Here is a 21,733-nt window from a genome sequence, read left to right on the forward strand (position 1 = left end):
TGATATTCTAATTTGTCCAATAAGAATACTGTGCTCTACAATCTTCGGTGCTTTTTTCTTTAAGCAAATAAGAGACTGAGAAAAACATTTTCTCAGTCTCTTTAATTGCTTACTATTTTTGATGTACTTTGATAAATTTAACTGCATCGCCAACAGTCGCAATTTTTTCAGCATCCTCATCTGAAATCTCTGAACCAAATGTATCTTCAAGTTCTAGTACAAATTCAACTGCGTCTATTGAATCAGCATTCAAATCATCTTGAAAACTTAATTCTTTAGTAACTTTATCTGCTGAAATCTCAAAATGTTCTTCAATAATTTGTGCAATTTTAGCAAAAATTTCTTCTTCTGTCATTTCTATATCTCCTTGCTTAAATGTTATTTATGCTTTTATTAGATCTCTTTTTGTTTTACCGCCTAATAAACGTATTCAAACATTCATCATTATATTATCTTTCTTAATATAAACACTCAGCAAAAATATTGTAACCACTTTATTGAAAAAAGTCTAGTCATTTGCTAGATTTTCTCCTCTGTTTCATTTTCTGCCAAATACTTTGTAAACTTCGGAACAACTTCGCCTTCAATCATTGTTCGAATCTGCTTAATTGTATAATATACTGTTTTCGCATCACTTGCACCATGCGCTTTGACAACCGGCGCTTTTGTTCCTAACAATACCGCACCACCATATTGAGATTGATCCATCTTTGATTTAATAGATTTAAATGCCGGCTTTAATAACATTGCCCCCATTTTACCACTTAATCCTGAGGACATTATTGATTCTTTTAACAATGACATTACTGCGCTAACAGTTCCTTCAATTGATTTCAAAACTGCATTTCCCGTAAAGCCATCTGCTACAACAACATCGCATAACCCCTTCAACAAGTCGCGAGATTCAATGTTACCAATAAAATTAATTGTCTTATCAGCTGCAATTAGTTGGTGTGCTTCAAGTGTTACTTTATTTCCCTTATGTGGTTCGGTTCCATTATTCAATAATCCAATTCGCGGATTCTTTAAACCACGCACATTTTCAGCATAATATTTACCCAAAAGAGCATACTGATACAACTGGTCTGGCTTACTATCTGCATTCGCACCACTATCAAGTAAGTTAAAAGTTCCATCACCAGTTGGACTGTCTAATACTGGTAATGTTGATAACAATCCTGGTCGTGCAACACTTTTAACACGACCTACTACTAATAAACCTGCTGCTAATAACGCACCTGTATTCCCACAAGAAAAAAGCGCATCTGCCTTGCCTTCTTTAACCGCTAAGGCTGCTTTTACCATTGAAGAGTCTTTCTTTCTTCTTACTGCTCGGACAGGTTCATCATTCATATCTATGACTTCTGTTGTATGTTCAATAATAATTCTTTCTTTACTTTTCAATAAAGCTGTTATTTTTTTTTCATCTCCAAAAAGCACAAATTCGACATTTTTGAATTCATCTCGTGCTAACTCTACACCCGCAATTACTGCGTCAGGTGCATTATCCCCGCCCATTGCATCTATTGCTATTTTCAAAATAATCATCCTTTCTCTTTTATATCCATTAATCGAAATTTTTTTCCAAACGTAATTTCCGGTTTAAATAATGCAGCAACCCTATATTTTCTGTATTGTTCTCAAAATCTTCTGCAAATATAATTTTATGTGCTTCATTTTGAGCAATTTGTAATATTTTTAAATCAGCAATTGGATCTCCAACCTTGAAATCAGGAATACCTGATTGCTTATAGCCTAAGACATCACCTGGTCCGCGTAATTCTAAATCTTTTTGCGCAATTACAAACCCATCACTTGTTTCTACCATCGTTTTCATTCTTGCTTTTCCATAATCATTTTGCGGATTAGCAACTAACAAGCAATATGACTCATTTTGGCCTCTACCAACACGCCCGCGAAGTTGGTGTAACTGCGCTAATCCGAACCGATCTGCATCTAAAATAACCATAAGAGTTGCATTAGGTACATCAACTCCGACTTCGATTACAGTTGTTGAAACCAAAACATTAAGCTCTTTATTTTTGAACTGTTGCATAACTAAATCTTTTTCTTTACTCTTCATTTTGCCATGCAAAAGTCCAACTTTATAGTGTGGAGCGAAATAATCTTTCATATTCTGCCAAACTTCTTGCGCATTTTGTAAATCCATCATTTCTGATTCTTCAATCAGCGGAGAGATAACATATGCCTGTCTCCCCTGTTTAATTTGGCTAGAAATAAATTTTAATACTTCAGTCATCTGTTCTTTTTTTAGCCAGTTCGTCTTAATCGGTTTTCTACCCTTAGGTAACTCATCAATAACTGAAACGTCCATTTCCCCATAAGCCGTTATGGCTAATGTTCTTGGAATTGGTGTAGCTGTCATTGTTAATACATCTGGCTTTAAACCTTTTTCCCGTAAAATACGCCGTTGTTCAACTCCAAAACGATGCTGTTCATCTGTAACTACTAAACCTAGTTTACTAAATTCAACATCATTTTGTATCAAAGCATGTGTACCTATAACAAGATCAATTTCGCCATTAGCTAAATGTTTTAATAATTCACGCCGCATCTTTAATCTACTTGAAGTTGCACCCGTTAATAATGCTAGATTAACATTGAAGTTTTCAAATAGTTGACTAAATTTTTCCGCATGTTGTTGCGCTAAAATTTCCGTTGGAACCATTAATGCAGCTTGATATCCCGCTGTCACTGCTGCATACATTGCTATCGCAGCAATAACTGTTTTTCCAGAACCGACATCTCCTTGCAACAGACGATTCATATGCATATCTCTATGCATATCAAAACAAATTTCATTAACTACTCTTTTTTGAGCAGCTGTTAATTCAAACGGTAATTTTGTGATGAATGCACGTATTTTCGTATTGTCATACTGTAAACGCACACCCTTTTCTTTATGCTCACTTTTTTTTAAAAGTTGAATTCCAACTTGAAAACGGAAGAATTCTTCAAAAATAGCCGATCTACGTGCTAATTGTGCTACTTTCGCTGTTTTAGGAAAATGCATATCATAAATCATCTGTTTTCTTGATTCAAGACGATACTTATGTTGTAAAGTCACAGGAACAATATCTTCTAAAAAATCAGCATAAGTAACATAAGCTAGCTGAATTATCTGTTTTATAGTACTGGCCTTTATTTCTTTTGAAGCACGATATACTCCAACAAAGTCATTGCTTTGTACCGCAAGTATTTTCATTCCCGCAAGACTTTGCCGCTTTGAATCATATTTACCATATATTGCAATGTCTTGTCCTGTTGATAGTTGTTTTTTTAAGTATGCTTGATTAAAAAAAGTTATTAAAACCACATCATGTTCTACCAACAATTTGAAACTAAGGCGACTTTTAGCTCTGCCGAAATGTGATAACACCGGTTCAGATGCTACAACCCCTTTTACAGCAACTTTTTGCCCATCGGCAATTTCGCCTAATTGTTTAACCACTAAATCATCATAACGAAAAGGATAATATGTTAATAAGTCTTCAATCGTACTTATCCCCAACTTATTTAATGCTTGTACCTTTTTAGGCCCTACACCTTTTAGTACGCCTACACTATCAATAAGCTGCCGTTGCATCTACATCCCCTCCATTACACACCAGCTTGATATTAACATTTCAAAATTCATTGATAATTACAGATAAAGGTTGAGAAAATAAATTCCCAACCTCTGACGCTGACAAATAACGCTATCTGCTTACTATTATTTAAAATTTATTCAACTGATATTAGATATGAATACACTGGTTGGTTTCCAGCATGAATTTCAACTTCAACATCTTCATCAATTTCTTCAACTGCATCCTTGATAGCAATAGCCTCTTGCTTAGAACCTTCTTCGCCATAAATAATTGTGATAATCTCACTATCTTCATCTAACATTTGCTTAACCATTTCAATAGCGGCATCTTTTTGCTTCAAATTTGTAGCGACTATTTTTCCATCGACTATTCCCATATAATCGTCTTTTTTGATTTCGCGTCCCTCAATAGTTGTATCTCTCACGGCTATCGTTACTTGCCCTGATTTAACTCCATCAAGTTCAGAAAGCATTGCTTCTTTATTAGCAGCTAAATCTGCATCTTTATCAAAGCCTAGCATCGCAGATAAACCTTGCGTAATCGTTGTAGTTGGAATAACTTCTACTGGCATCTCAGCCACTTGTGCTGCTTGTTTTGCAGCCATGAAAATATTTTTATTATTCGGTAAAATTAATACTTTTTTAGCATTTGTTTTTTTGATTGCATCTACTATGTCCTGTGTGCTAGGATTCATTGTTTGTCCACCACTTAAAATATAAGTAACACCCAAGCTCTTAAATAATTGTGAAATACCTTCTCCAGAAGCGATTGCGATTACACCATAATCACCCGTTAAATCTTCATTAACTTGTACTTTATCATCTTCATCATGTTCTAAAATTGTTTCATGCTGTAAGCGCATATTATCAACTTTAACTTTAATTAAAGATCCATATTCTTGCCCAAATGACAAAACTTCTCCTGGATGTTCTGTATGAACATGCACTTTAACAACTTCATCATCTGCAATTACTAATAAAGAATCACCTTTTTGTGCTAAATAATCACGAAAGCTATCATAATCAAATTGATGTTCCACTAGGCGCCCTGCACCTAAACGAACCATAATTTCTGTACAATAACCATATTTAATATCCTCTGTACTCAATTGGCTCTGGACACTTTTATGGTGTTCAGCATTAACCATCTCATCCATTTCTACAACTGATGGTTGATGCATATCTTCTTTTCGCTCATTTCCAGTTAAAGCATCATAAAAACCTTGATAGACAAATGTTAACCCCTGTCCACCTGAATCGACCACACCAACTTCTTTTAAAACAGGTAACAAATCTGGTGTGGTCTGCAAAGCTGCATCAGCAGCCTTATACGCAGCTTCCATAACTACTATTACATCATCACTATTTTTAACAGCTTTTCTTGCTGCTTCAGCTGCCATTCTAGCCACCGTTAGAATTGTCCCTTCGGTTGGCTTCATAACAGCTTTATAGGCTGTCTCTACCCCTGCAGATAAAGCCTGTGCTAAATCTTTAGCGTTAAGCGCATCTTTTTTTGCAACATTTTTACTAAAGCCACGAAAAATTTGAGATAAAATAACACCTGAATTACCTCGGGCCCCCATCAACAAACCTTTAGCAAGAAAATTAGCTAAACTTCCTACACTTGTTGTAGTAGCTTCAGATACGTATTTTTCCCCACTAGCTAATGATAAGCTCATATTCGTTCCGGTATCTCCATCTGGTACAGGAAATACATTGAGTGAGTTAATAAATTCCGCATTACTACTTAATCTCTTCGAACTAACTGAAATCATCTTGCGAAATTCTGTTTCAGTAATTTTTGTAACTTTCAAAGCAAACTTTCCTCCTTGGTTCTCCATGATTTTAATCTTCAATCACCCGCACGCCTTGCACAATGACGTTTACAGATTTTGCTGTTACTCCAAGCATGGATCCCAAATTATACTTGACTTTTTCTTGAACATTACGACAAACTTCTGAAATTTTGGTTCCATATCCGGCGATAATATAAACATCGATTGCTACACCTTCTTCTTCTTGGCGCACAACAACCCCCTTGGAATAGTTATCACGTTTTAATATTCCATTCAAATTATCTCGGATTTGGTTTTTACTTGCCATTCCAACAATTCCAAAGATTTCCGTAGCAGCACCGCCCACAACAGTAGCAATAACATCGTTACTGATATCAATATTACCAAATTGATTTTGAATCTTCACAGCCATTAAACATAGCCTCCTTAGTTTTCCAGATAATCATATTAATATTTTATCATAGTCCGTATTTAAAAAAAAGCTGACGTGCTTTTTGCCTAGACATCTTATAACTATATATACTTCAATTATAATAATACCAAACCTACTTAATTTAGCAATATTTTTAACTGACAAGTATTTTTTCTTTACAGGTTTTTCTTGCATTTGCACGCTATCTATGATAATTTTATTTAGTGAGTGAGTAAAATAATTACTCAATAAATCTGTATTTGATTAGGAGGAAATTAATCATGGCAAAAGATTTCATTACAGGCCGTAAAACAACTTTTGGCAAAAAACGTTCACACGCTTTAAACCAAACAAACCGTAGCTGGAAACCAAATTTGCAAAAGGTTCGTATCTTAGTTGATGGTAAGCCTAAAAGAGTTTGGGTTTCAACACGTGCATTAAAATCCGGTAAAGTTACTCGCGTTTAATTGCTAACTATTATTTTAATGAACATATAGGGTAGATTGACTATTATTTTCTCAATCTACCCTATTTCTATGTTTCATTTTAATCAGTACTTTGAATTACACAAACAACTCCTGATGAGAAGCCAAATGTCCCTGTTGCTCCCATAAATTCATTACTAGCAAGCGAAACAGGTTCATTAAAATCAGTTTTAGTAAGTCGATATTTTTCATCTACTAACGTTAAACTTTTAACCGCTGTTAGTGGTATAAACGCTAGATATTTCTTATCTAGCTCTTTTTCAATAATATAGGTTCCTGGTAAATAAAATCTAACGCTATTTTGACGATCAATTAACTCAATTTTAGGCGCAATTTTTTTAAATTCATCTGCTAAAACAAAGAAAATATTAGACAGTAGGTGATCTAAGCGTCCACCTGTTGCACCATAGATTCTTATTACAGATGCATGTGGAAAATATTGATTACTTAATCGCACAGCTAATTGCGTGTCCGTATCATCTTTTTCAGAACGTGAACTAATGATTTTTTGACTCTTAATTTGTACTAAAAACTGCTCCGCATTATCTGAAGAATCAAAATCTCCAATTGATAAACTTGGATTTATTCCTATTCTACAAAGTGTTACCGCCCCATAATCTGCGCCTACCCACACATCAGGAGCTTTAGTTGACAATACAATTTGCGCAAAATTATCTGGTAATTGTTCTTTCGGTCCTCCAACTAAGATATTAATCTCCATTAATTTGTGCCGCCTCACGTAATATGGCTACCTGCTTAGTAGGATCTTGTGCATTAAAAACAAATGATCCCGCCACAGCTACTGTCGCTCCAACTGCGGCAACTTTTTTAATTGTTTGGTCGTTAATTCCTCCATCTACTTCAATCTCATATTTATAACCATGTTGCGCTTTTAAGTGAGCAAGTTCTTTTACTTTACCAACTGTCTCTTCTAAGAAAGCCTGTCCACCCATTCCTGGATCTACAGTCATTATTAAAACTTGATCTACCATACCTAAAACTTCTGTTATCGCTGTGATTGGTGTCCCCGGGTTAATAACAACCCCTGCTTTTGCGCTAGTTTTTTTTATATGACTTAACACGCGGTGAATATGCGGTGTTGCTTCAACATGAACTCCTATAATATCAGCACCTGCCTGAGCAAATGAATCAATATACTTGTCTGGATTTTCAACCATTAAATGACAATCAAAAACTTGCTCAGAATGCTTACGTAATGCCTGTACAACATTAGCACCAAAGGTCAAATCATCTACAAAGTGACCATCCATTATATCAATATGAAGATATTCTGCATTCGCTACCTTTTTTATATCTGTTTCTAAATTTGCAAAATCTGCACTTAAAATTGATGGTGCAATTTTCATTTTCAATCGCTCCTTACTTTAATACTTTGGTTTTTGGTTCAAAATCATTTTATGAAATTGTAAGTAATTATCATATCGACTAGCAAGAATCTTCTCCTGAGTAACAGCATCTTTAACTGCACACTTAGGTTCATTTACATGTAAGCAACCTCTAAATTTACATTTTGCCGCTAGTCTTCGAAACTCAGGATAAAGCTTAGGTAATTCTTCTTTAGTTATTCCAAGAATATCAAAAGAAGAAAAGCCAGGCGTATCAGCTAATAAACTTTCCGCAATTGGCAATAAAGTTGTCTTTCTCGTTGTATGTTTTCCGCGGCTTAATGCCTTTGAAATTTCGCCGGTATTTAAATTCAATTTTGGATCTAGTTTGTTAAGTAATGTTGATTTACCTGCACCTGTTTGCCCCATAAATACAACTATTTGTTTTTTTAATGCATCTAATAACCTAGCATAGCTAGTTTCTTCAAAATGCTCGCTATTCCAAAAAGTCTGATACAGTTGGTTATAATATTCTATAATTACTTGCATTTTTGAAGTCTCTGTATCATCCAATAAGTCAAATTTTGAAAAATACAAAATAGGCTTAATGTTATTCATCTCTAGCATTAATAGTTGTCTATCTAAAAGATTACTAGAAAATGTCGGCTCTATACACGCTGTTACCACAACAGCTGCATCTACATTAGCAACTGGAGGCCGAATTAATTCGTTTTTACGTGGATATATTTTTAATATATAACCTTCTTTTGGCTTATCAGCTTTTAAATCTACCCAATCCCCCACTAATGGCGTTTTTCCTTTCTTTCGAAAGTTTCCTCGCGCTCGTGTTCGATATTCAATACCATCTTCTCCCATTACATCGTAATAACCGCTAAGAGATTGCCTAATTTGTCCTTTTACCAAATAATTGACCTACCTTTCTCATCACAGTTTACTAAAATTTTAACGATTGTGCCAGTTAAATACCAAAATTATAAAAAAAGAAGTATTTGTCTCAACCAATCTAAAAAAATTATTTTTCAAATTAAAGTTGAGATTAAAATACTTCTTTATCACTTACTTAACTACGTTTATATTAATGAGATACATTATCATTTTCAGCAATTGTTTGACCATCACGAACCACTTTATATTTACCAATTTCATTTGGCTTTAACGTAAACGTCAATGTAAAATTAGTATCTTGCGTTATACTTGCTGTTTGATAAACATCACTAAAAGAATGTGAGTCATCTGATAAATAAATTTGAACTTTGTTTGTCGAACTAGTCGTTGAAGCATATGGAACTGTAACATCAAAACTAAAAGTTGTTGCTCCTGAGCTAGTTGTCGAAGTACTTGTACTTGATGAATCACTATTATTGGATTTTGCAATAACAACTGTTAGTGCATCACCTGAAGTAACTTTCGTACCTGCACTAGGTGTTTGACTGATAACTAATCCAGACATTGATGAACTAGACTCTTCTTCAGTAACCGTTAATTCTAAGCCCAAATCTTTTGCATAATCTTGGACACTTTTTTCTGTATAGTTTGTTAAATCACGTATTTTTTCACTTTTAGCACCTGCACTTACTGTAAAAACAACATTTGTACTATTTAAAGTAACCTTTTTTGATGCCGATATACTTTGTGAAATAATATGCCCTTTGGCGATTTTATTTGAGTAACTACTTGTTTTAGTTACATTAACATCTTTTTTCCTAAGCTTTTTAGCCACGGTATCATAAGACTGACCTTCATAATCTCCAAACTTAACCTTCTGTTCACCTTTAGATAAAACTATATCAACCGTACCATTTTGCTTGACAACAGTATTTGCACTTGGATCTGTAGTAATGATCTGACCATAATAATAGCGATCACTATATCTTTTAGTTACTTTTCCAATCTTTAACCTTTCATCTTCCAAACTTTCTTTTGCTTCTGTTTGTGTCATTCCCCTTAAATCAGGAATTTTCACTTCTTTTGGTGTGCTAAAAAGATACACCAAAAAAGCACCAACACATAATAATAACAATGCTATCCCAACTGTAACTATTTTTCTTTTCTTAGTCCATTTTTTCTTATTTTTAGTAGCAACTGTTTTTGTCTCATTTAAGTTTGGCAATACCATCGTTTGATCGTTATCGCCTTGACTAGTAGGTTGCCATCTACTCTCATTTGCTCGTGTTGGCGCTAACACAGTAGCAAGATCTTTTGCCATTGCATCAACATCTTGATAGCGATCATGTAAGTTCTTTGCCGTTGCACATAATATAACATTTTCCAGTGCTTGTGGAACTTTTTCATCATATATACGCACTGAAGGCATTTCACTTTGGTAATGTTTTAAAGCTATTGAAACAGCTGTTTCTCCTTCATATGGAACATGGCCCGTAAGCATCTCAAACATAATTATTCCTAAAGAATAGATGTCTGACTGCTTTGTTATTACACTTCCACGTGCCTGTTCTGGTGAAATATAGTGCACTGATCCCATTAAAGTATTCGTTCTTGTTAATGTATCCTCAGCAACTGCTACAGCAATCCCAAAATCTGTTATTTTAACGTCACCATTATTATCAATTAGTATGTTTTGTGGTTTTAAATCGCGATGAATAATACCATGTTCATGTGCCTCACTAACAGCAGTTAAAATTTGTTGCATAATTTCTACAACTCGTTGATATGAAAAGGGAAAGTTCTTATTGATATATTCTTTTAGATCTGTTCCAGGAACATACTCCATCACCAAATACTGTAGTCCATTTTTTTCACTAATATCATAAATATTAACAATATGTGGATTTGATAGTTCTGTAAGAGCTCGTGCTTCTCTGTGAAAGCGTCTCAAAGCGTTAGAGTCATCCCGCAAATCTAACCGTAATATTTTAATTGCTACTTCTCGATTCAAAAATATATCTTTTGCAAGATATACTGTGGCCATCCCACCTTCTCCAAGCGTTCGGATAATTTTGTAGCGTTCATTTAATACATATCCAGCTCGCATTAGTCACTCACCTCGCGATCTAAATGCATTAGCAATAATGTAATATTATCCGACCCACCAGCTGCATTAGCACTCTTAATTAGTTTCTGACACTTTGAAGTTAACGATAGATTCTTATCTTTTACAACATCTTGCAGTTGATCATTAGTCAACATATTAGTTAAACCATCACTACATAGCAATATATAATCATCTTTTTGAATTGCAAAACTATTAATATCTAATTTTGCAGCATTAGAAATACCTAATGTACGTGTAATTATGTTTTTTTGAGGATGATTGCGTGCTTCTTCAGCACTAATTTCACCACGTTTTACCAATTCATTAACCAATGAGTGATCTTCTGTCAACTGTGACAACTTGCCTTCTCGTAAAAGATAGCCTCGGCTATCACCAATATTAGCTAATACAAAGCTATCTTTAAAAACTAGCACACAGACAAGGGTCGTTCCCATACCATTTAAATCATAATACTGATCCGCACGCTTTAAAATCATCTCATTTTCGTATTTAGCACTATTTTCTAACCAGAATATTGCTTTTTGCAAGTCTTCAAAATTGGTTTGTTCAAATTGATATCCCAAGTGAGAAACAGCCATTTCCGAAGCAACCTCTCCACCTTGATGTCCACCTAAACCGTCTGCTACAATTGCAAAAATAACACCAGCTTTATTTTTAAAATAGCCTACACTATCTTCATTTTTTTCACGAGCACGTCCAACATCACTTTGATATGCTATATCCATTTTTAGCTCCCAACCAACAGCCTCATCGTTATTTCTTGCGTAAAGTTGCAATAAAGAAACCATCTGATAAATAGTCATCTGGATATATTGTTAATCCTAATTCTTCTCTCGTTTCTTTAATTTCATTGGCTGTTTTTGTTTTAATCTGTTCAAAATCAGAATGTCTCTTTAAAAAAGCATCAATTACCATTTGATTTTCTGTATTTAAAATTGTGCAAGTACTATATGTTAGATATCCCCCTTTTTTTAAGGTTGGAGCAACAGCATCTAAAATGGCTGCTTGAATTTTTTGTAGATTCAACGAATCTTCTTTTGTCTTCATATACTTTATTTCTGGTTTGCGTCGTATTAATCCTATACCAGAACATGGTGCATCAACAAGTATTTTATCAAAACTTTCTATAGAAAATTCACTTTGAACATTGCGTGCATCTAATTTTTGTGCTGCAACTCGTGTTGCTACACCTAATCTTTTGGCATTTTTTTCTATTAATTTTACTTTATGAGCATGGATATCTAATGCACAGACACAGCCCTCTTTTTTCTCATCAAGTTCCATTGCAATTTGAGTGGTTTTGCCACCAGGAGCCGCACAAGCATCTAGCACATAATCACTTGCGCAAATTTGCATAGATTCAACTGCAAGCATTGCACTTTCATCTTGAACTATAATCTTGCCTTGTTTAAATGCCTTGCTATCTGGTGCAAAGCCCTTATTAAAATGCAATGCAAGTGGTGTAAGAGTACTTTGATTTATATCGTAACCCTCTGTTGCTAAGTCTTGTATAACTTTGGATATGCTTGTTTTGGCTAAATTAACACGAACACTTTGCTGAGGCACCTGGTTGATAGTCGCCAAAATGTTTCTCGTCTTTTTTATCCCCACTTGCGTAATTAATTCTTCCACTAGCCACATAGGTGTGCTTGATGAAATACTAAGTTGATCTTTCTCATTTTTAATCTCTGTTAAAGGTGGAACTCCATGTCGTTTCAAACTATGCAATATTCCTGTTACATATTTACGGATTCCTTCATGTCCACGGGCTTTGGCAATTTCTATACTTTCATTAAAAATAGCTCGTACTGGTATTTTATCTAAATATTCCATCTGATAAATTGCCGAAAGTAACAACATTTCTACCCAAAAATCTATTTTTTTAGTTTTCTTTATAAATGGGGCTAAATAATATTCAAGTGTTAATCTATTTTGAATCACACCATACACAATATTGGTTAATAGATGTGCATCTCGATCAGATAACCGCTGCTTTAAGATTATTTGATTTAAGCCCAAGTTAGAATATGTTCCTTGTTGCAAAACATTAGTTAATAATTCTACCGCTAAATAACGAGGTGTTTGTTTAATATTTTTATTCATCCATAATAATCCTTTGACCTTGTTTTATTTCTTTACCTACACCATTTAAGTAATCCGTCACCTTTAAACGTGGCTTGCCAGCTGGTTGTAGCTCATTTATTTTGTATATACTTCCATTTGCACCAGCTACATGTAATTCATGCTTGGTTACTAGTTCAACTGTTCCAGCTGGATCCTTTGTTTTAACATCCAGCGGGGTAATGTTCCAAAGCTTCGTACGCTTACCATTCATATTAGGAAAATATGCACCAGGCGCTGGACGTAATGCCCTAATCTTCCAATCCAATTGTTTGGCATCCATCATAAGTGTTAACATTTCTTCTTCCGGTTTAATCGTAGGTGAGAACACCACCTTTGTTTCATCTTGCTTTTTCGCATTAATTTTACCTGTCATTAACTTAGGAATTGTTTCTAATAAAACATCACGACCTAAGATACTCATTTTAGCAAAAATTGAAGCATTATCATCATCAATTTCAATTGGAAGAGTTGCTTGGGCTAACATATCGCCCGCATCCATCTTTTTAATCATATAAATGATTGTCACACCTGTTTTTTTATCTCCATTCATTATTGCATATTGTACAGGTGCTCCTCCACGATACTTAGGCAATAATGAACCATGAACATTAATAGCCGCATGTTTAGCCGCTGCTATTAATTTATCAGGTAAGAACTGTCCAAATGCAGCTGTTACAATTAAATCTGGTGCAATTTCTATTATACGTTGCATTTCAAAACTGCCACTCATTTTTTGCGGCTGCAAAACTTCAATCCCATATTTAACTGCTATTTTCTTCACTGGAGAAGCTGTTAAAACATGTTTTCTTCCCACTGGCCTATCTGGTTGTGTCACCACCGCTTTAATGTCATAATTCTTTTCAATTAACCCTTCTAGAATTACAGCTGCAAACTGTGGTGTCCCCATAAATACAATTGATGTCATCTTTTTCACGTCCTTAAATAAAGTTTCTCGGATCTCTGTCAATAATCAATTTCAATCCTTTTCTTTCATCTTTTTGGCTATGAATAAGTAGTTTCTGTAAGTACTCATTCAATTTAGGTTCATTTTTATATTTAATTACTAGTTGATAGTAGTAACGATTATTTATCCGCATAATAGAACGTGGTGTTGGCCCTAAAATTTGTGCCTCTGCTGTTAAAACTTGCTTTAACTGTTCCGCAATTTGAAAAATCTTTTTGGCAGCCGTTACTTCATCACTAAAACTCGTCGTAATTTGAATCGTATAATAATATGGCGGATATCCTCCTCGATGGCGCAATCTCATTTCTTTACTAAAATATTGTTCATAGTTTTGTGCTTGTGCCAATTTAATTGCATAATTATCAGGATTAAATGTTTGAACTAAAACTTCACCCTTTTTTTCTGCTCTCCCTGCTCTCCCACTCACTTGAGTTAATAGTTGAAATGTCTTCTCACTAGCTCTAAAATCAGGTAACTCAAGTGCTGTATCAGCATTTAAAACTCCTACCAAAGTAACATTTGGAAAATTTAATCCCTTAGCAATCATTTGTGTTCCTAACAGAATATCCGCTTTTTTTTCGCCAAATTCAGTTAATAAACGCTCATGTGCTCCTTTGCGTCTAGTTGTATCCACATCCATTCGTAAAATTCGCGCAGTTGGCAAAAGTTCTTGCAACTCTGTTTCAATTTTTTCTGTTCCTGTTCCATAATATCCAATATGTTTTCCGCGACAACTTGGACAACTTTGAGGAATAGCCTCTTCATGACCGCAATAATGACAACGCATGCTTCTTGTATTCATGTGCAAAGTTAACGAAATATCACAGTTAGGACATTTTAAAACAAATCCACATTCTCGACACATTACAAAAGATGAATAACCACGTCTATTTAACATTAAAACGACTTGCTCTTTTTTGTTTAACCTGTTTTGAATAACCTGTAATAAATCACTAGATATATCTGGTGCAGGTGCAAAGCGTGCTTTTTGTCGCATATCAACTAATTTAACTTGTGGAAGTGCATTACCGTTTGCCCGCTGCGTTAATTGTAACCAACCATACACATTTTTTTGTGCTCTTGCTCGTGTTTCCAAACTTGGAGTTGCACTTCCTAAAATAACTGGGCAATCATGATACTTACCTCGCCAAATTGCAACATCGCGCGCATGATAGCGTGGCATGTCTTCTTGTTTATAGCTAGATTCATGTTCTTCATCTACAATAATAATGCCTATATTTGTCAATGGCGCAAAAATTGCCGAACGTGTTCCAACAACAACATTAGCTTCCTTGCGTTCGATTCGCCGCCATTCATCATATTTTTCACCCTCAGATAATCCACTATGTAGCATTGCAACATCTTGTCCAAAGCGGCTTTTAACAAGTCGGGTTATCTGTGGAGTTAAGGATATTTCTGGGACAAGCATCAGCGCTTGCTTCCCTTGTTTTAAAGCATAGGCTATCGACTGTAAATATACTTCTGTTTTCCCGCTACCTGTTACACCTTGTAATAAGAATACCCGATGATTATGCTGCAAAATTTCATCATTAATTTTTTTTGTAGCTTCTTGTTGTTGCGGAAGTAATTTTAGGGGCTTTGTTGCTTTAATATTTACATCCATATATGGATTACGATACTTTTCAACTTTTACTTGCCTTAGCCACCCCTTAGTAGCTCCATTTTTAAAATTAACAGCCGTCAACCCTGTTTTTGCTTGTATATCTGCTTGCAAAATTTCTTTTCCGACAGGTATATTCAATAGATAATTTAGCAAAACTAGCTGTTTGGCTGCTGTTTGACGTAATTTACTTTTTTCTAATTGCAAATCATGGTCATCCAAAATACGAATTATAGCTGGTACTTTTTTCACTTGCACTTTATCTTTAACATGCGAAATAATCTCTAACTTGTCTTTTTTACATAACCTTACTAATTCTGCTCGCAAATTTGAGCATATTTTATCATCATCAAAGTTAATTTCATCTTTATCTTCAAAAAGAGTCAAAACTTCATGTGAAACATCTTGTGTTTTTAAACGTAATGTTTTAAGATATTTTGCGCGCATTGCACTAGGTAATAAAGCTTGCAAACAACTTATTTTAAAAGAAAAAGTGTATTTCGCCAACCAATCAGCTAATAACATTGCTTCGGTATTTAAAACTGGTGTTATATCTTGAATAGAAAGTATTGGTTTGATTGGTCCAGCAAGTGTCGTCTCTGCTAATATTTTAGTAATAAAACCTTGCACGCGCCGATTACCTCGACCGAATCCAACAACAACTCTCATCCCAACCTCAATTTGATTAACAAATTCTGACGGGATTACATATGTATATGGTTGATTGGTCTGCATTGTTGCTACATCAACAATAACCTCTGCGTACATTTTAATTTCCTCGCTCTTTAATTTTTAATTTTAAGAATTGTATCAAGAATTTTATCTGCTATCTTATCTTTATTCGCTCGTTTCAGCTGAATTGCATCTTGATTAGGCTGTAATAATGTAACTTCATTTTCATCAGTTCCAAAGCCAATATCATTTCGCGAAACATCGTTTGCAACCAATAAATCAAGATTTTTTGCTAACATTTTTTTAGATGCATTAGCTATTAAATTCTCTGTTTCAGCTGCAAAGCCTACCAAAATTTGCTTTCCCTTTAACTTACCTAAACTTTTTAAAATATCTTCATTTTTTACTAAATCAACTAGCCAATGGTCATTATCCTTTTTTACTTTCTGCTTTGCAGGATTAGCAACACGATAATCAGAAACTGCTGCTGCCATAATCATTATATCTGCTTTTTCAAAAGCTATTTTTACAGTAGTTGCCATATCAGCGGTTGTTATTACTTTTTTAACTTCTATTCCTACTGGTGGACTTAGCTTAGTTACTCCAGAAATCAAAGTAACATTAGCTCCTCTTTTTTGAGCCACTTTAGCTAAAGCATATCCCATTTTTCCACTTGATCTATTCGTCAAATAACGCACTGGATCTAAGTTTTCTTGTGTACCTCCAGCCGTTATAACAATATTCTTATTTAGAAAATCCTGTTGTATCTTAAAACTAGCTTGCAACCACTCATATATTTCTTCAGGTTCTGGCATTCTACCTTTACCACTATATCCCTCTGCCAAAAAGCCTGTAGCCGGTTCTAGAATATGTACTCCATCGGCTACAAGTTGCTTTAAGTTACGAATAGTTGCTTTATTTAGTAGCATCTTTTCATTCATTGCAGGAACTACAAATTTAGGTGTATCAGTTGCTAATAAAGCCGTTGAAACAATATCATCCGCAATTCCATGTGTCATTTTAGCAACTATATTTGCAGTTGCTGGTACAACAAGTGCAATATCACTCCAATCTGCTAAAGCAATATGTGGTACAAATTCATTGTCGTTAACATTGAAAACATCCGTATATACATCATGTTTTGTCAAAGTTGCAAAAGTTAAGGGGGTAACAAATTTTTGTGCTCCTTTTGTCATTGCTACTCGAACTAACATACCGTTTTTAATCAATAAACGGACTAAAGATACTGCTTTATATGTTGCAATACCACCTGTAATATATACTGCAATGCGTTTTTGTTCCACATTCAACGCCTTCCTTTCAAGTCAATCTTAAATCCATTGTAACAATTTTTATTAGATATACCAAGCTAAAAAAGCTAAGAAAAAAGGCGCTATCTTGGTGCCACCTTCTTTTCTTAGCTTTATAGTGTTTATATCACTAAAGTTGACTTTGCTGATACCTATTCTTTAATCTTTAAATCACCAGCAACAACTTCTTCTAATGCGCGTCCCACACTTTTAACTGATTGATACTTATTCAACATAGGCATTTTTCCACTATCCAATTCGTGAGCACGTTTTGAAGCTAACATAATTAACGAGTACCGTGAATCAACACGTTCTAATAAATCATCTACTGACGGATATAATATCATTTAAGCACATCTCCTATTTGTTTTTTATAATCTGGCAAGAAACGCTTTACACGCCAACGTTCAGCTCGAATAATTGTTTTGATTTTTTCAGCCGCTTCAGCAACCTCATCATTTACTACCGCATAATCATAATTCTGCATCATTTCAATTTCGCCAACTGCCTTTTTCATGCGCATATCAATGACCTCTAAATTATCAGTACCACGATTAACCAAACGTTGACGTAATTCCATCAAATCAGGTGGCGTTAAAAAGATAAATAAGCCATCAGGAACCTTTTCTCTAACTTGCATTGCACCTCTGACTTCAATCTCTAAGAAAACATCTTTTCCTTCATCTAGCATTTCGTTAACATATTTTAACGGTGTACCATAATAATTGTCAACGTATTGCGCATATTCAAGCATGCCGCCTTCTACAATTTCTCTTTCAAATTCTTCCTTGGATACGAAATAATAATCTTTTCCTTCGACTTCTCCTGGACGCTTCGGTCTAGTGGTCATTGACACTGAATAATCAAATTTGTTGTTATCTTGTGAAAAAATAGCCTTTCTAACTGTTCCCTTACCTACACCTGAAGGACCTGAAAGTACTATTAACATTCCTCTTTTAGACATGCTTGAAAACTCCTCAAATAATAGTTATAACTATTATATTGCACTGATTTTCGCGCTTTTGCAAGCCTTCATTTTAAAATCCCATAAAAAATTCATTTTAATGTCGTGTTTTATTTCATTTTCTAAAAAAACACTCAATATTTTTTGCTTTTTTGATATCATTATGATATCATTCAATCAGTTAACTAACTATCTAGAAATAGAGGTGACCAAAATGAATGATACAACTAGTTTTCTATTGCGAATATCCAAGAATCTAAAAAGCCAGCTAGAATCAATTGCAAAAGATCAGAATCGTAGCTTAAATAGTCTCTTGCAAAATATAATTGAAGACTTTTTATCTAATCGACCAGATTCTGCTACTTCGCTTGAAAATAGACAATTCATCGGTCAAATAGTTTCAAACACACAAGTTGATTCAAAAAATGGTCTTGTTCAGGTAAATGGCATATTTTATCGGTATCTAATTGAAAGCAATTTAAGCTTTGATTCTACTAAAAAATATATTGTAATCGAAGCTAACGGAAATATTCTTACTTTACGACCAATTAAATAGTTCATCAAACTTATTAAACTATATGGGGGAAATACAATGTTCGGAATCAAAATTGTTCAACAAAATTGTCAAGGCTTAGTCGAAACGCTCGGAAAATACAGTCACAGTATTAATGCTGGATTGCATTTTTATATTCCACTAATCCAACACATTCAAACTGTAAATCTTGCAATGCGGCCTTTACAGCTTTCACAATACTCTGTTATTACAAAAGATAATGCAGATATTAAAGCTAGCGTAACTTTAAACTACCATGTCACAGATGCACAAAAATATGTATATGAAAATACTGATTCAGTAAAATCAATGGCCCAATTAGTTCGTGGACATTTACGTGATATTATTGGTAGACTTGAGTTAACTGATGCTCTAGGTTCGACGTCCAAAATTAATGCAGATCTTGCAAGTGCTATCGGTGATCTAACAAATATTTATGGTATTAATGTTGATCGAGTTAATATTGATGAATTGACACCTTCTACCTCCATTCAAGAAGCTATGGATAAACAACTAACAGCTGATCGCGAACGGATTGCAACCATTGCGCGAGCTCAAGGTGAAGCCCAGAATATTAAATTAACCACAGATGCACATAATAAGGCTTTAGTGGAAACAGCTCAAGCCCAAGCTCAAGCAACGAGAACACAAGCTGATGCTGAAAACTATCGAATAAATAAAATACAAGACAGTTTAAAAACAGTTACTGAAAATTACTTTAAAGATCAAAGTATCCATGCTTTTAGCGAATTAGCTCAATCTAAAACAAATCTGATTGTACTTTCAAAAGATGAAATAACCTCATTAGGTCAAGTTCCTGTAATTAAGAAAATGCTAGAACAAGAAAATAATTAAGCTATTCTTACTATTTGTTCCATACATTATGTACTAACTCAAATTTGAATATTATAAAAATCATAAAATTATTTCTTTACGGCTTAGTTTTATGATTTTTTATCTCATTTTCACGGTTTAACCGTATATAACGAGAAAAAACTAAATCATTATAACTTATTCCAAATATTTCCTGGATTTTATTTAGTATTTTTGTATTTGGAAAAGTATTTGCATTTTCATAGCTTGACCATGTATCGACGCTAACACCAATCTTTTCAGCTACTTCCTTTTGTGTCATACCATATAATACACGCAATGCTTTTAGCGTTAATTTCATAGATAATCCTCCTTTTTACAAATATGATATAACGGTTTAACCGTAAAGTCAATGACATATTCAACATAAACCGTAATTAATAACCCTTTTAATTGTATTATTTACGGTTCAATCGTATAATATTCAATTGTAAAGGAGATGAATTAATGTCTGACTTAGGAAATAAAGAGATAATGTCTGAAAACATTAAATATTATATGAAATCGCGCGGAATTGATCGTAATAAGCTTGTAGCAGATTTAAATCTAAAATACACCACAGTTAGTGATTGGATAAATGGCAAAACCTATCCTCGAATTGATAAAATTGAATTACTAGCTAACTATTTCAACATTGAGAAAATAGATTTAGTCGAACGTAAACTCCCTAATGTTATTCCTGTAATTAAAACAGTTAAAATCCCATTACTCGGAACGATAGCCTGTGGCGATTCTATATTAGCTGAAGAAAATATAGATGGTTACATTGATGAACCATCTACTTATTTACCGTCGGGAAAATGTTTTTATTTAAAAGCAGAAGGCTTTTCCATGAAACCCACTATTCCAAATGGTTCTAAGGTCTTAATTAGACAACAAAATGATGTCGAAGATGGGGAAATTGCGGCAGTTTTATTAATGAATAATAATGAAGCCACGCTTAAAAGAATTAAAAGATCGAATGGTGTAACTTTTTTGATACCTGATAATTCAGACTATAGCCCAATTATAATAAATGAGGATAATCCCGCAAGAATATTAGGTAAAGCCATCAGAATCGTTATTGAATTATAAAACATTCAACTTCAATTACTAATAAATTTACATAAATATCCGAGTAGTTACAATATATTCTCGGATTTTTTTACACCATTACACAATATTTTTTTAGATATATAATTGACTTTATTATTATCTAACTTATACTGATCAAGTTCTGTAACTAATTTCATTTTTTAGCAGTCCAATTAAAAAGTTTAAAAAAAAAAGCACCTAGATTAGAAGAATATCCAATCTACAGTTGCTATTTCAACAATATATCAATTACTTGCCTGCTAACTCTAATAACTTTCTACTCTTTTACATTGATACTTAAAAATACATTCATTTGCACTAAAGATAAAAATTGAATAAATCTACTACCGTTTTACCTTTAAAGTCTATATCTTTCTGTCCATTAATCAGAACATTATCCACTCTGTAGTGATCTTGTAAAGCAGGCACCTCAAGTTGTAAATTTGCAACAAATGCTGCTGGATCTTTAAATTGCATACTTTTCTTTTCACCATCAGCCGTATAAAATATTTCTAACATATTCTTCATCTCCTTCTCAAGTAGCAAGCCTTTCTTTAAATAAAACATAGAAATTAACTTATAAAAAAATACGATAGTTTCTTTTAGAAATATTGACTACTTCTTTTTGAGTAGCTTTAGACTTTGTACGAAGCAAATTTTTGATCATCTTTTCAAAACGATCATTACTTATTAGTTTATCTAGCACATTATTATCAATACGAATTTCTAAATTTTCGCGCCTACTAGGAACTGAATATGTTTTTGAATTGCTATCACTTGCAATTACATTGTCTAAAACCTGCTTAATAAATTTATTATTGACTTCCACCATATTTGAAACTCCTTTCATAACTATAATTTAATTCTACAACTTTTAACTTATTTTTTCAAAGAA

At 33.9% G+C, this 21,733-nt stretch carries 23 protein-coding genes; 4 read left to right on the forward strand and 19 right to left on the reverse strand.

The window, feature by feature from the left end:
- Nucleotides 1–112: 112 nt before the first annotated feature.
- The 5 genes from acpP to LB941_RS06520 all read right to left on the reverse strand — a co-directional run bounded on the left by acpP (nt 113) and on the right by LB941_RS06520 (nt 5,818).
- The gene (gene acpP / locus LB941_RS06500; RefSeq protein WP_253360485.1) at nt 113–355 is read right to left on the reverse strand and encodes an acyl carrier protein; all 243 of its coding nucleotides are present in this window, start codon (nt 353–355) and stop codon (nt 113–115) included.
- 164 nt (nt 356–519) lie between these two features.
- Nucleotides 520–1,548, reverse strand: coding sequence for a phosphate acyltransferase PlsX (gene plsX, locus LB941_RS06505; RefSeq protein ID WP_253360487.1), 1,029 nt, complete (start codon nt 1,546–1,548; stop codon nt 520–522).
- A 19-nt stretch (nt 1,549–1,567) separates the two neighbouring features.
- Nucleotides 1,568–3,607, reverse strand: coding sequence for an ATP-dependent DNA helicase RecG (gene recG / locus LB941_RS06510; RefSeq protein ID WP_253360489.1), 2,040 nt, complete (start codon nt 3,605–3,607; stop codon nt 1,568–1,570).
- Nucleotides 3,608–3,744: 137 nt separating this feature from the next.
- Nucleotides 3,745–5,424 (reverse strand): DAK2 domain-containing protein, encoded by a 1,680-nt coding sequence (fakA, locus tag LB941_RS06515; protein WP_253360491.1) that lies wholly within the window; start codon nt 5,422–5,424, stop codon nt 3,745–3,747.
- Nucleotides 5,425–5,455: 31 nt separating this feature from the next.
- Entirely contained in the window at nt 5,456–5,818 is a 363-nt protein-coding gene (locus tag LB941_RS06520; RefSeq protein ID WP_253360493.1) for an Asp23/Gls24 family envelope stress response protein, read from the reverse strand.
- A gap of 281 nt (nt 5,819–6,099) precedes the next feature.
- Here LB941_RS06520 and rpmB point away from each other — a divergent pair, with 281 nt between their 5' ends.
- Nucleotides 6,100–6,285 carry a 50S ribosomal protein L28 gene (gene rpmB / locus LB941_RS06525; RefSeq protein WP_253360494.1) on the forward strand — a complete coding sequence of 62 codons (186 nt, stop codon included), beginning with the start codon at nt 6,100–6,102 and terminating at the stop codon, nt 6,283–6,285.
- Nucleotides 6,286–6,364: 79 nt separating this feature from the next.
- Here the strand turns inward: rpmB and LB941_RS06530 are convergent, their stop codons facing one another.
- The 11 genes from LB941_RS06530 to gmk all read right to left on the reverse strand — a co-directional run bounded on the left by LB941_RS06530 (nt 6,365) and on the right by gmk (nt 18,338).
- The gene (locus tag LB941_RS06530) at nt 6,365–7,024 is read right to left on the reverse strand and encodes a thiamine diphosphokinase (protein WP_253360495.1); all 660 of its coding nucleotides are present in this window, start codon (nt 7,022–7,024) and stop codon (nt 6,365–6,367) included.
- Nucleotides 7,014–7,670, reverse strand: coding sequence for a ribulose-phosphate 3-epimerase (gene rpe, locus LB941_RS06535; protein WP_253360496.1), 657 nt, complete (start codon nt 7,668–7,670; stop codon nt 7,014–7,016). Before rpe ends, LB941_RS06530 begins: the two co-directional genes overlap by 11 nt.
- An 18-nt stretch (nt 7,671–7,688) precedes the next feature.
- Nucleotides 7,689–8,573, reverse strand: coding sequence for a ribosome small subunit-dependent GTPase A (rsgA, locus tag LB941_RS06540; protein WP_253360497.1), 885 nt, complete (start codon nt 8,571–8,573; stop codon nt 7,689–7,691).
- A 172-nt stretch (nt 8,574–8,745) separates the two neighbouring features.
- Nucleotides 8,746–10,662 (reverse strand): Stk1 family PASTA domain-containing Ser/Thr kinase, encoded by a 1,917-nt coding sequence (gene pknB, locus LB941_RS06545; protein WP_253360498.1) that lies wholly within the window; start codon nt 10,660–10,662, stop codon nt 8,746–8,748.
- Nucleotides 10,662–11,408 (reverse strand): Stp1/IreP family PP2C-type Ser/Thr phosphatase, encoded by a 747-nt coding sequence (locus LB941_RS06550; protein WP_253360532.1) that lies wholly within the window; start codon nt 11,406–11,408, stop codon nt 10,662–10,664. Before LB941_RS06550 ends, pknB begins: the two co-directional genes overlap by 1 nt.
- A gap of 28 nt (nt 11,409–11,436) precedes the next feature.
- The gene (gene rsmB, locus LB941_RS06555) at nt 11,437–12,786 is read right to left on the reverse strand and encodes a 16S rRNA (cytosine(967)-C(5))-methyltransferase RsmB (RefSeq protein WP_253360499.1); all 1,350 of its coding nucleotides are present in this window, start codon (nt 12,784–12,786) and stop codon (nt 11,437–11,439) included.
- Nucleotides 12,779–13,732 (reverse strand): methionyl-tRNA formyltransferase, encoded by a 954-nt coding sequence (gene fmt / locus LB941_RS06560; protein WP_253360500.1) that lies wholly within the window; start codon nt 13,730–13,732, stop codon nt 12,779–12,781. The genes rsmB and fmt overlap by 8 nt, the downstream gene beginning before the upstream one ends.
- 13 nt (nt 13,733–13,745) lie before the next feature.
- Entirely contained in the window at nt 13,746–16,166 is a 2,421-nt protein-coding gene (gene priA / locus LB941_RS06565; protein WP_253360533.1) for a primosomal protein N', read from the reverse strand.
- Between the two features lie 11 nt (nt 16,167–16,177).
- A complete protein-coding gene (coaBC, locus tag LB941_RS06570; protein WP_253360501.1) occupies nt 16,178–17,368 on the reverse strand; it encodes a bifunctional phosphopantothenoylcysteine decarboxylase/phosphopantothenate--cysteine ligase CoaBC in 1,191 nt (396 codons plus the stop codon).
- A 158-nt stretch (nt 17,369–17,526) separates the two neighbouring features.
- Nucleotides 17,527–17,721 carry a DNA-directed RNA polymerase subunit omega gene (gene rpoZ, locus LB941_RS06575; RefSeq protein ID WP_253360502.1) on the reverse strand — a complete coding sequence of 65 codons (195 nt, stop codon included), beginning with the start codon at nt 17,719–17,721 and terminating at the stop codon, nt 17,527–17,529.
- Nucleotides 17,718–18,338, reverse strand: a complete 621-nt coding sequence (gene gmk, locus LB941_RS06580) for a guanylate kinase (RefSeq protein WP_253360503.1) — start codon at nt 18,336–18,338, stop codon at nt 17,718–17,720. The genes rpoZ and gmk overlap by 4 nt, the downstream gene beginning before the upstream one ends.
- Before the next feature lie 214 nt (nt 18,339–18,552).
- Between gmk and LB941_RS06585 the strand changes: the two genes are divergently transcribed.
- The gene (locus tag LB941_RS06585; RefSeq protein ID WP_253360504.1) at nt 18,553–18,894 is read left to right on the forward strand and encodes a hypothetical protein; all 342 of its coding nucleotides are present in this window, start codon (nt 18,553–18,555) and stop codon (nt 18,892–18,894) included.
- 36 nt (nt 18,895–18,930) lie between these two features.
- Entirely contained in the window at nt 18,931–19,746 is an 816-nt protein-coding gene (locus LB941_RS06590) for an SPFH domain-containing protein (RefSeq protein ID WP_253360505.1), read from the forward strand.
- 76 nt (nt 19,747–19,822) lie between these two features.
- Here the strand turns inward: LB941_RS06590 and LB941_RS06595 are convergent, their stop codons facing one another.
- Nucleotides 19,823–20,065: a helix-turn-helix transcriptional regulator gene (locus LB941_RS06595; protein ID WP_253360506.1), complete on the reverse strand. Its 243-nt coding sequence runs from the start codon at nt 20,063–20,065 to the stop codon at nt 19,823–19,825.
- 146 nt (nt 20,066–20,211) lie between these two features.
- On the opposite strand from LB941_RS06595, the gene LB941_RS06600 reads away from it, so the two are divergent.
- The gene (locus tag LB941_RS06600; protein ID WP_253360507.1) at nt 20,212–20,838 is read left to right on the forward strand and encodes a LexA family protein; all 627 of its coding nucleotides are present in this window, start codon (nt 20,212–20,214) and stop codon (nt 20,836–20,838) included.
- A 318-nt stretch (nt 20,839–21,156) separates the two neighbouring features.
- On the opposite strand, the gene LB941_RS06605 is transcribed toward LB941_RS06600, so the two are convergent.
- Nucleotides 21,157–21,357 carry a DUF4649 family protein gene (locus LB941_RS06605; protein WP_253360508.1) on the reverse strand — a complete coding sequence of 67 codons (201 nt, stop codon included), beginning with the start codon at nt 21,355–21,357 and terminating at the stop codon, nt 21,157–21,159.
- Between the two features lie 58 nt (nt 21,358–21,415).
- Nucleotides 21,416–21,670: a hypothetical protein gene (locus LB941_RS06610; RefSeq protein ID WP_253360510.1), complete on the reverse strand. Its 255-nt coding sequence runs from the start codon at nt 21,668–21,670 to the stop codon at nt 21,416–21,418.
- Between the last annotated feature and the right edge of the window lie 63 nt (nt 21,671–21,733).

Origin of the sequence: Ligilactobacillus ubinensis (genome assembly GCF_024160875.1) — a bacterium.
Taxonomy (GTDB): domain Bacteria; phylum Bacillota; class Bacilli; order Lactobacillales; family Lactobacillaceae; genus Ligilactobacillus; species Ligilactobacillus ubinensis.

Bases quoted from the DNA above. Each gene is read 5' to 3' on its own strand.
- LB941_RS06585 (WP_253360504.1), top strand. From the start codon at position 18,553: ATGAATGATACAACTAGTTTTCTATTGCGAATATCCAAGAATCTAAAA.
- acpP (WP_253360485.1), bottom strand. From the start codon at position 355: ATGACAGAAGAAGAAATTTTTGCTAAAATTGCACAAATTATTGAAGAA.
- gmk (WP_253360503.1), bottom strand. From the start codon at position 18,338: ATGTCTAAAAGAGGAATGTTAATAGTACTTTCAGGTCCTTCAGGTGTA.
- LB941_RS06590 (WP_253360505.1), top strand. From the start codon at position 18,931: ATGTTCGGAATCAAAATTGTTCAACAAAATTGTCAAGGCTTAGTCGAA.
- LB941_RS06610 (WP_253360510.1), bottom strand. From the start codon at position 21,670: ATGGTGGAAGTCAATAATAAATTTATTAAGCAGGTTTTAGACAATGTA.
- rpe (WP_253360496.1), bottom strand. From the start codon at position 7,670: ATGAAAATTGCACCATCAATTTTAAGTGCAGATTTTGCAAATTTAGAA.
- LB941_RS06595 (WP_253360506.1), bottom strand. From the start codon at position 20,065: ATGAAATTAACGCTAAAAGCATTGCGTGTATTATATGGTATGACACAA.
- rsmB (WP_253360499.1), bottom strand. From the start codon at position 12,786: ATGAATAAAAATATTAAACAAACACCTCGTTATTTAGCGGTAGAATTA.
- plsX (WP_253360487.1), bottom strand. From the start codon at position 1,548: ATGATTATTTTGAAAATAGCAATAGATGCAATGGGCGGGGATAATGCA.
- LB941_RS06530 (WP_253360495.1), bottom strand. From the start codon at position 7,024: ATGGAGATTAATATCTTAGTTGGAGGACCGAAAGAACAATTACCAGAT.
- LB941_RS06600 (WP_253360507.1), top strand. From the start codon at position 20,212: ATGTCTGACTTAGGAAATAAAGAGATAATGTCTGAAAACATTAAATAT.
- LB941_RS06520 (WP_253360493.1), bottom strand. From the start codon at position 5,818: ATGGCTGTGAAGATTCAAAATCAATTTGGTAATATTGATATCAGTAAC.
- recG (WP_253360489.1), bottom strand. From the start codon at position 3,607: ATGCAACGGCAGCTTATTGATAGTGTAGGCGTACTAAAAGGTGTAGGG.
- rpmB (WP_253360494.1), top strand. From the start codon at position 6,100: ATGGCAAAAGATTTCATTACAGGCCGTAAAACAACTTTTGGCAAAAAA.
- pknB (WP_253360498.1), bottom strand. From the start codon at position 10,662: ATGCGAGCTGGATATGTATTAAATGAACGCTACAAAATTATCCGAACG.
- fmt (WP_253360500.1), bottom strand. From the start codon at position 13,732: ATGACATCAATTGTATTTATGGGGACACCACAGTTTGCAGCTGTAATT.
- LB941_RS06605 (WP_253360508.1), bottom strand. From the start codon at position 21,357: ATGTTAGAAATATTTTATACGGCTGATGGTGAAAAGAAAAGTATGCAA.
- rpoZ (WP_253360502.1), bottom strand. From the start codon at position 17,721: ATGATATTATATCCGTCAGTAGATGATTTATTAGAACGTGTTGATTCA.
- LB941_RS06550 (WP_253360532.1), bottom strand. From the start codon at position 11,408: ATGGATATAGCATATCAAAGTGATGTTGGACGTGCTCGTGAAAAAAAT.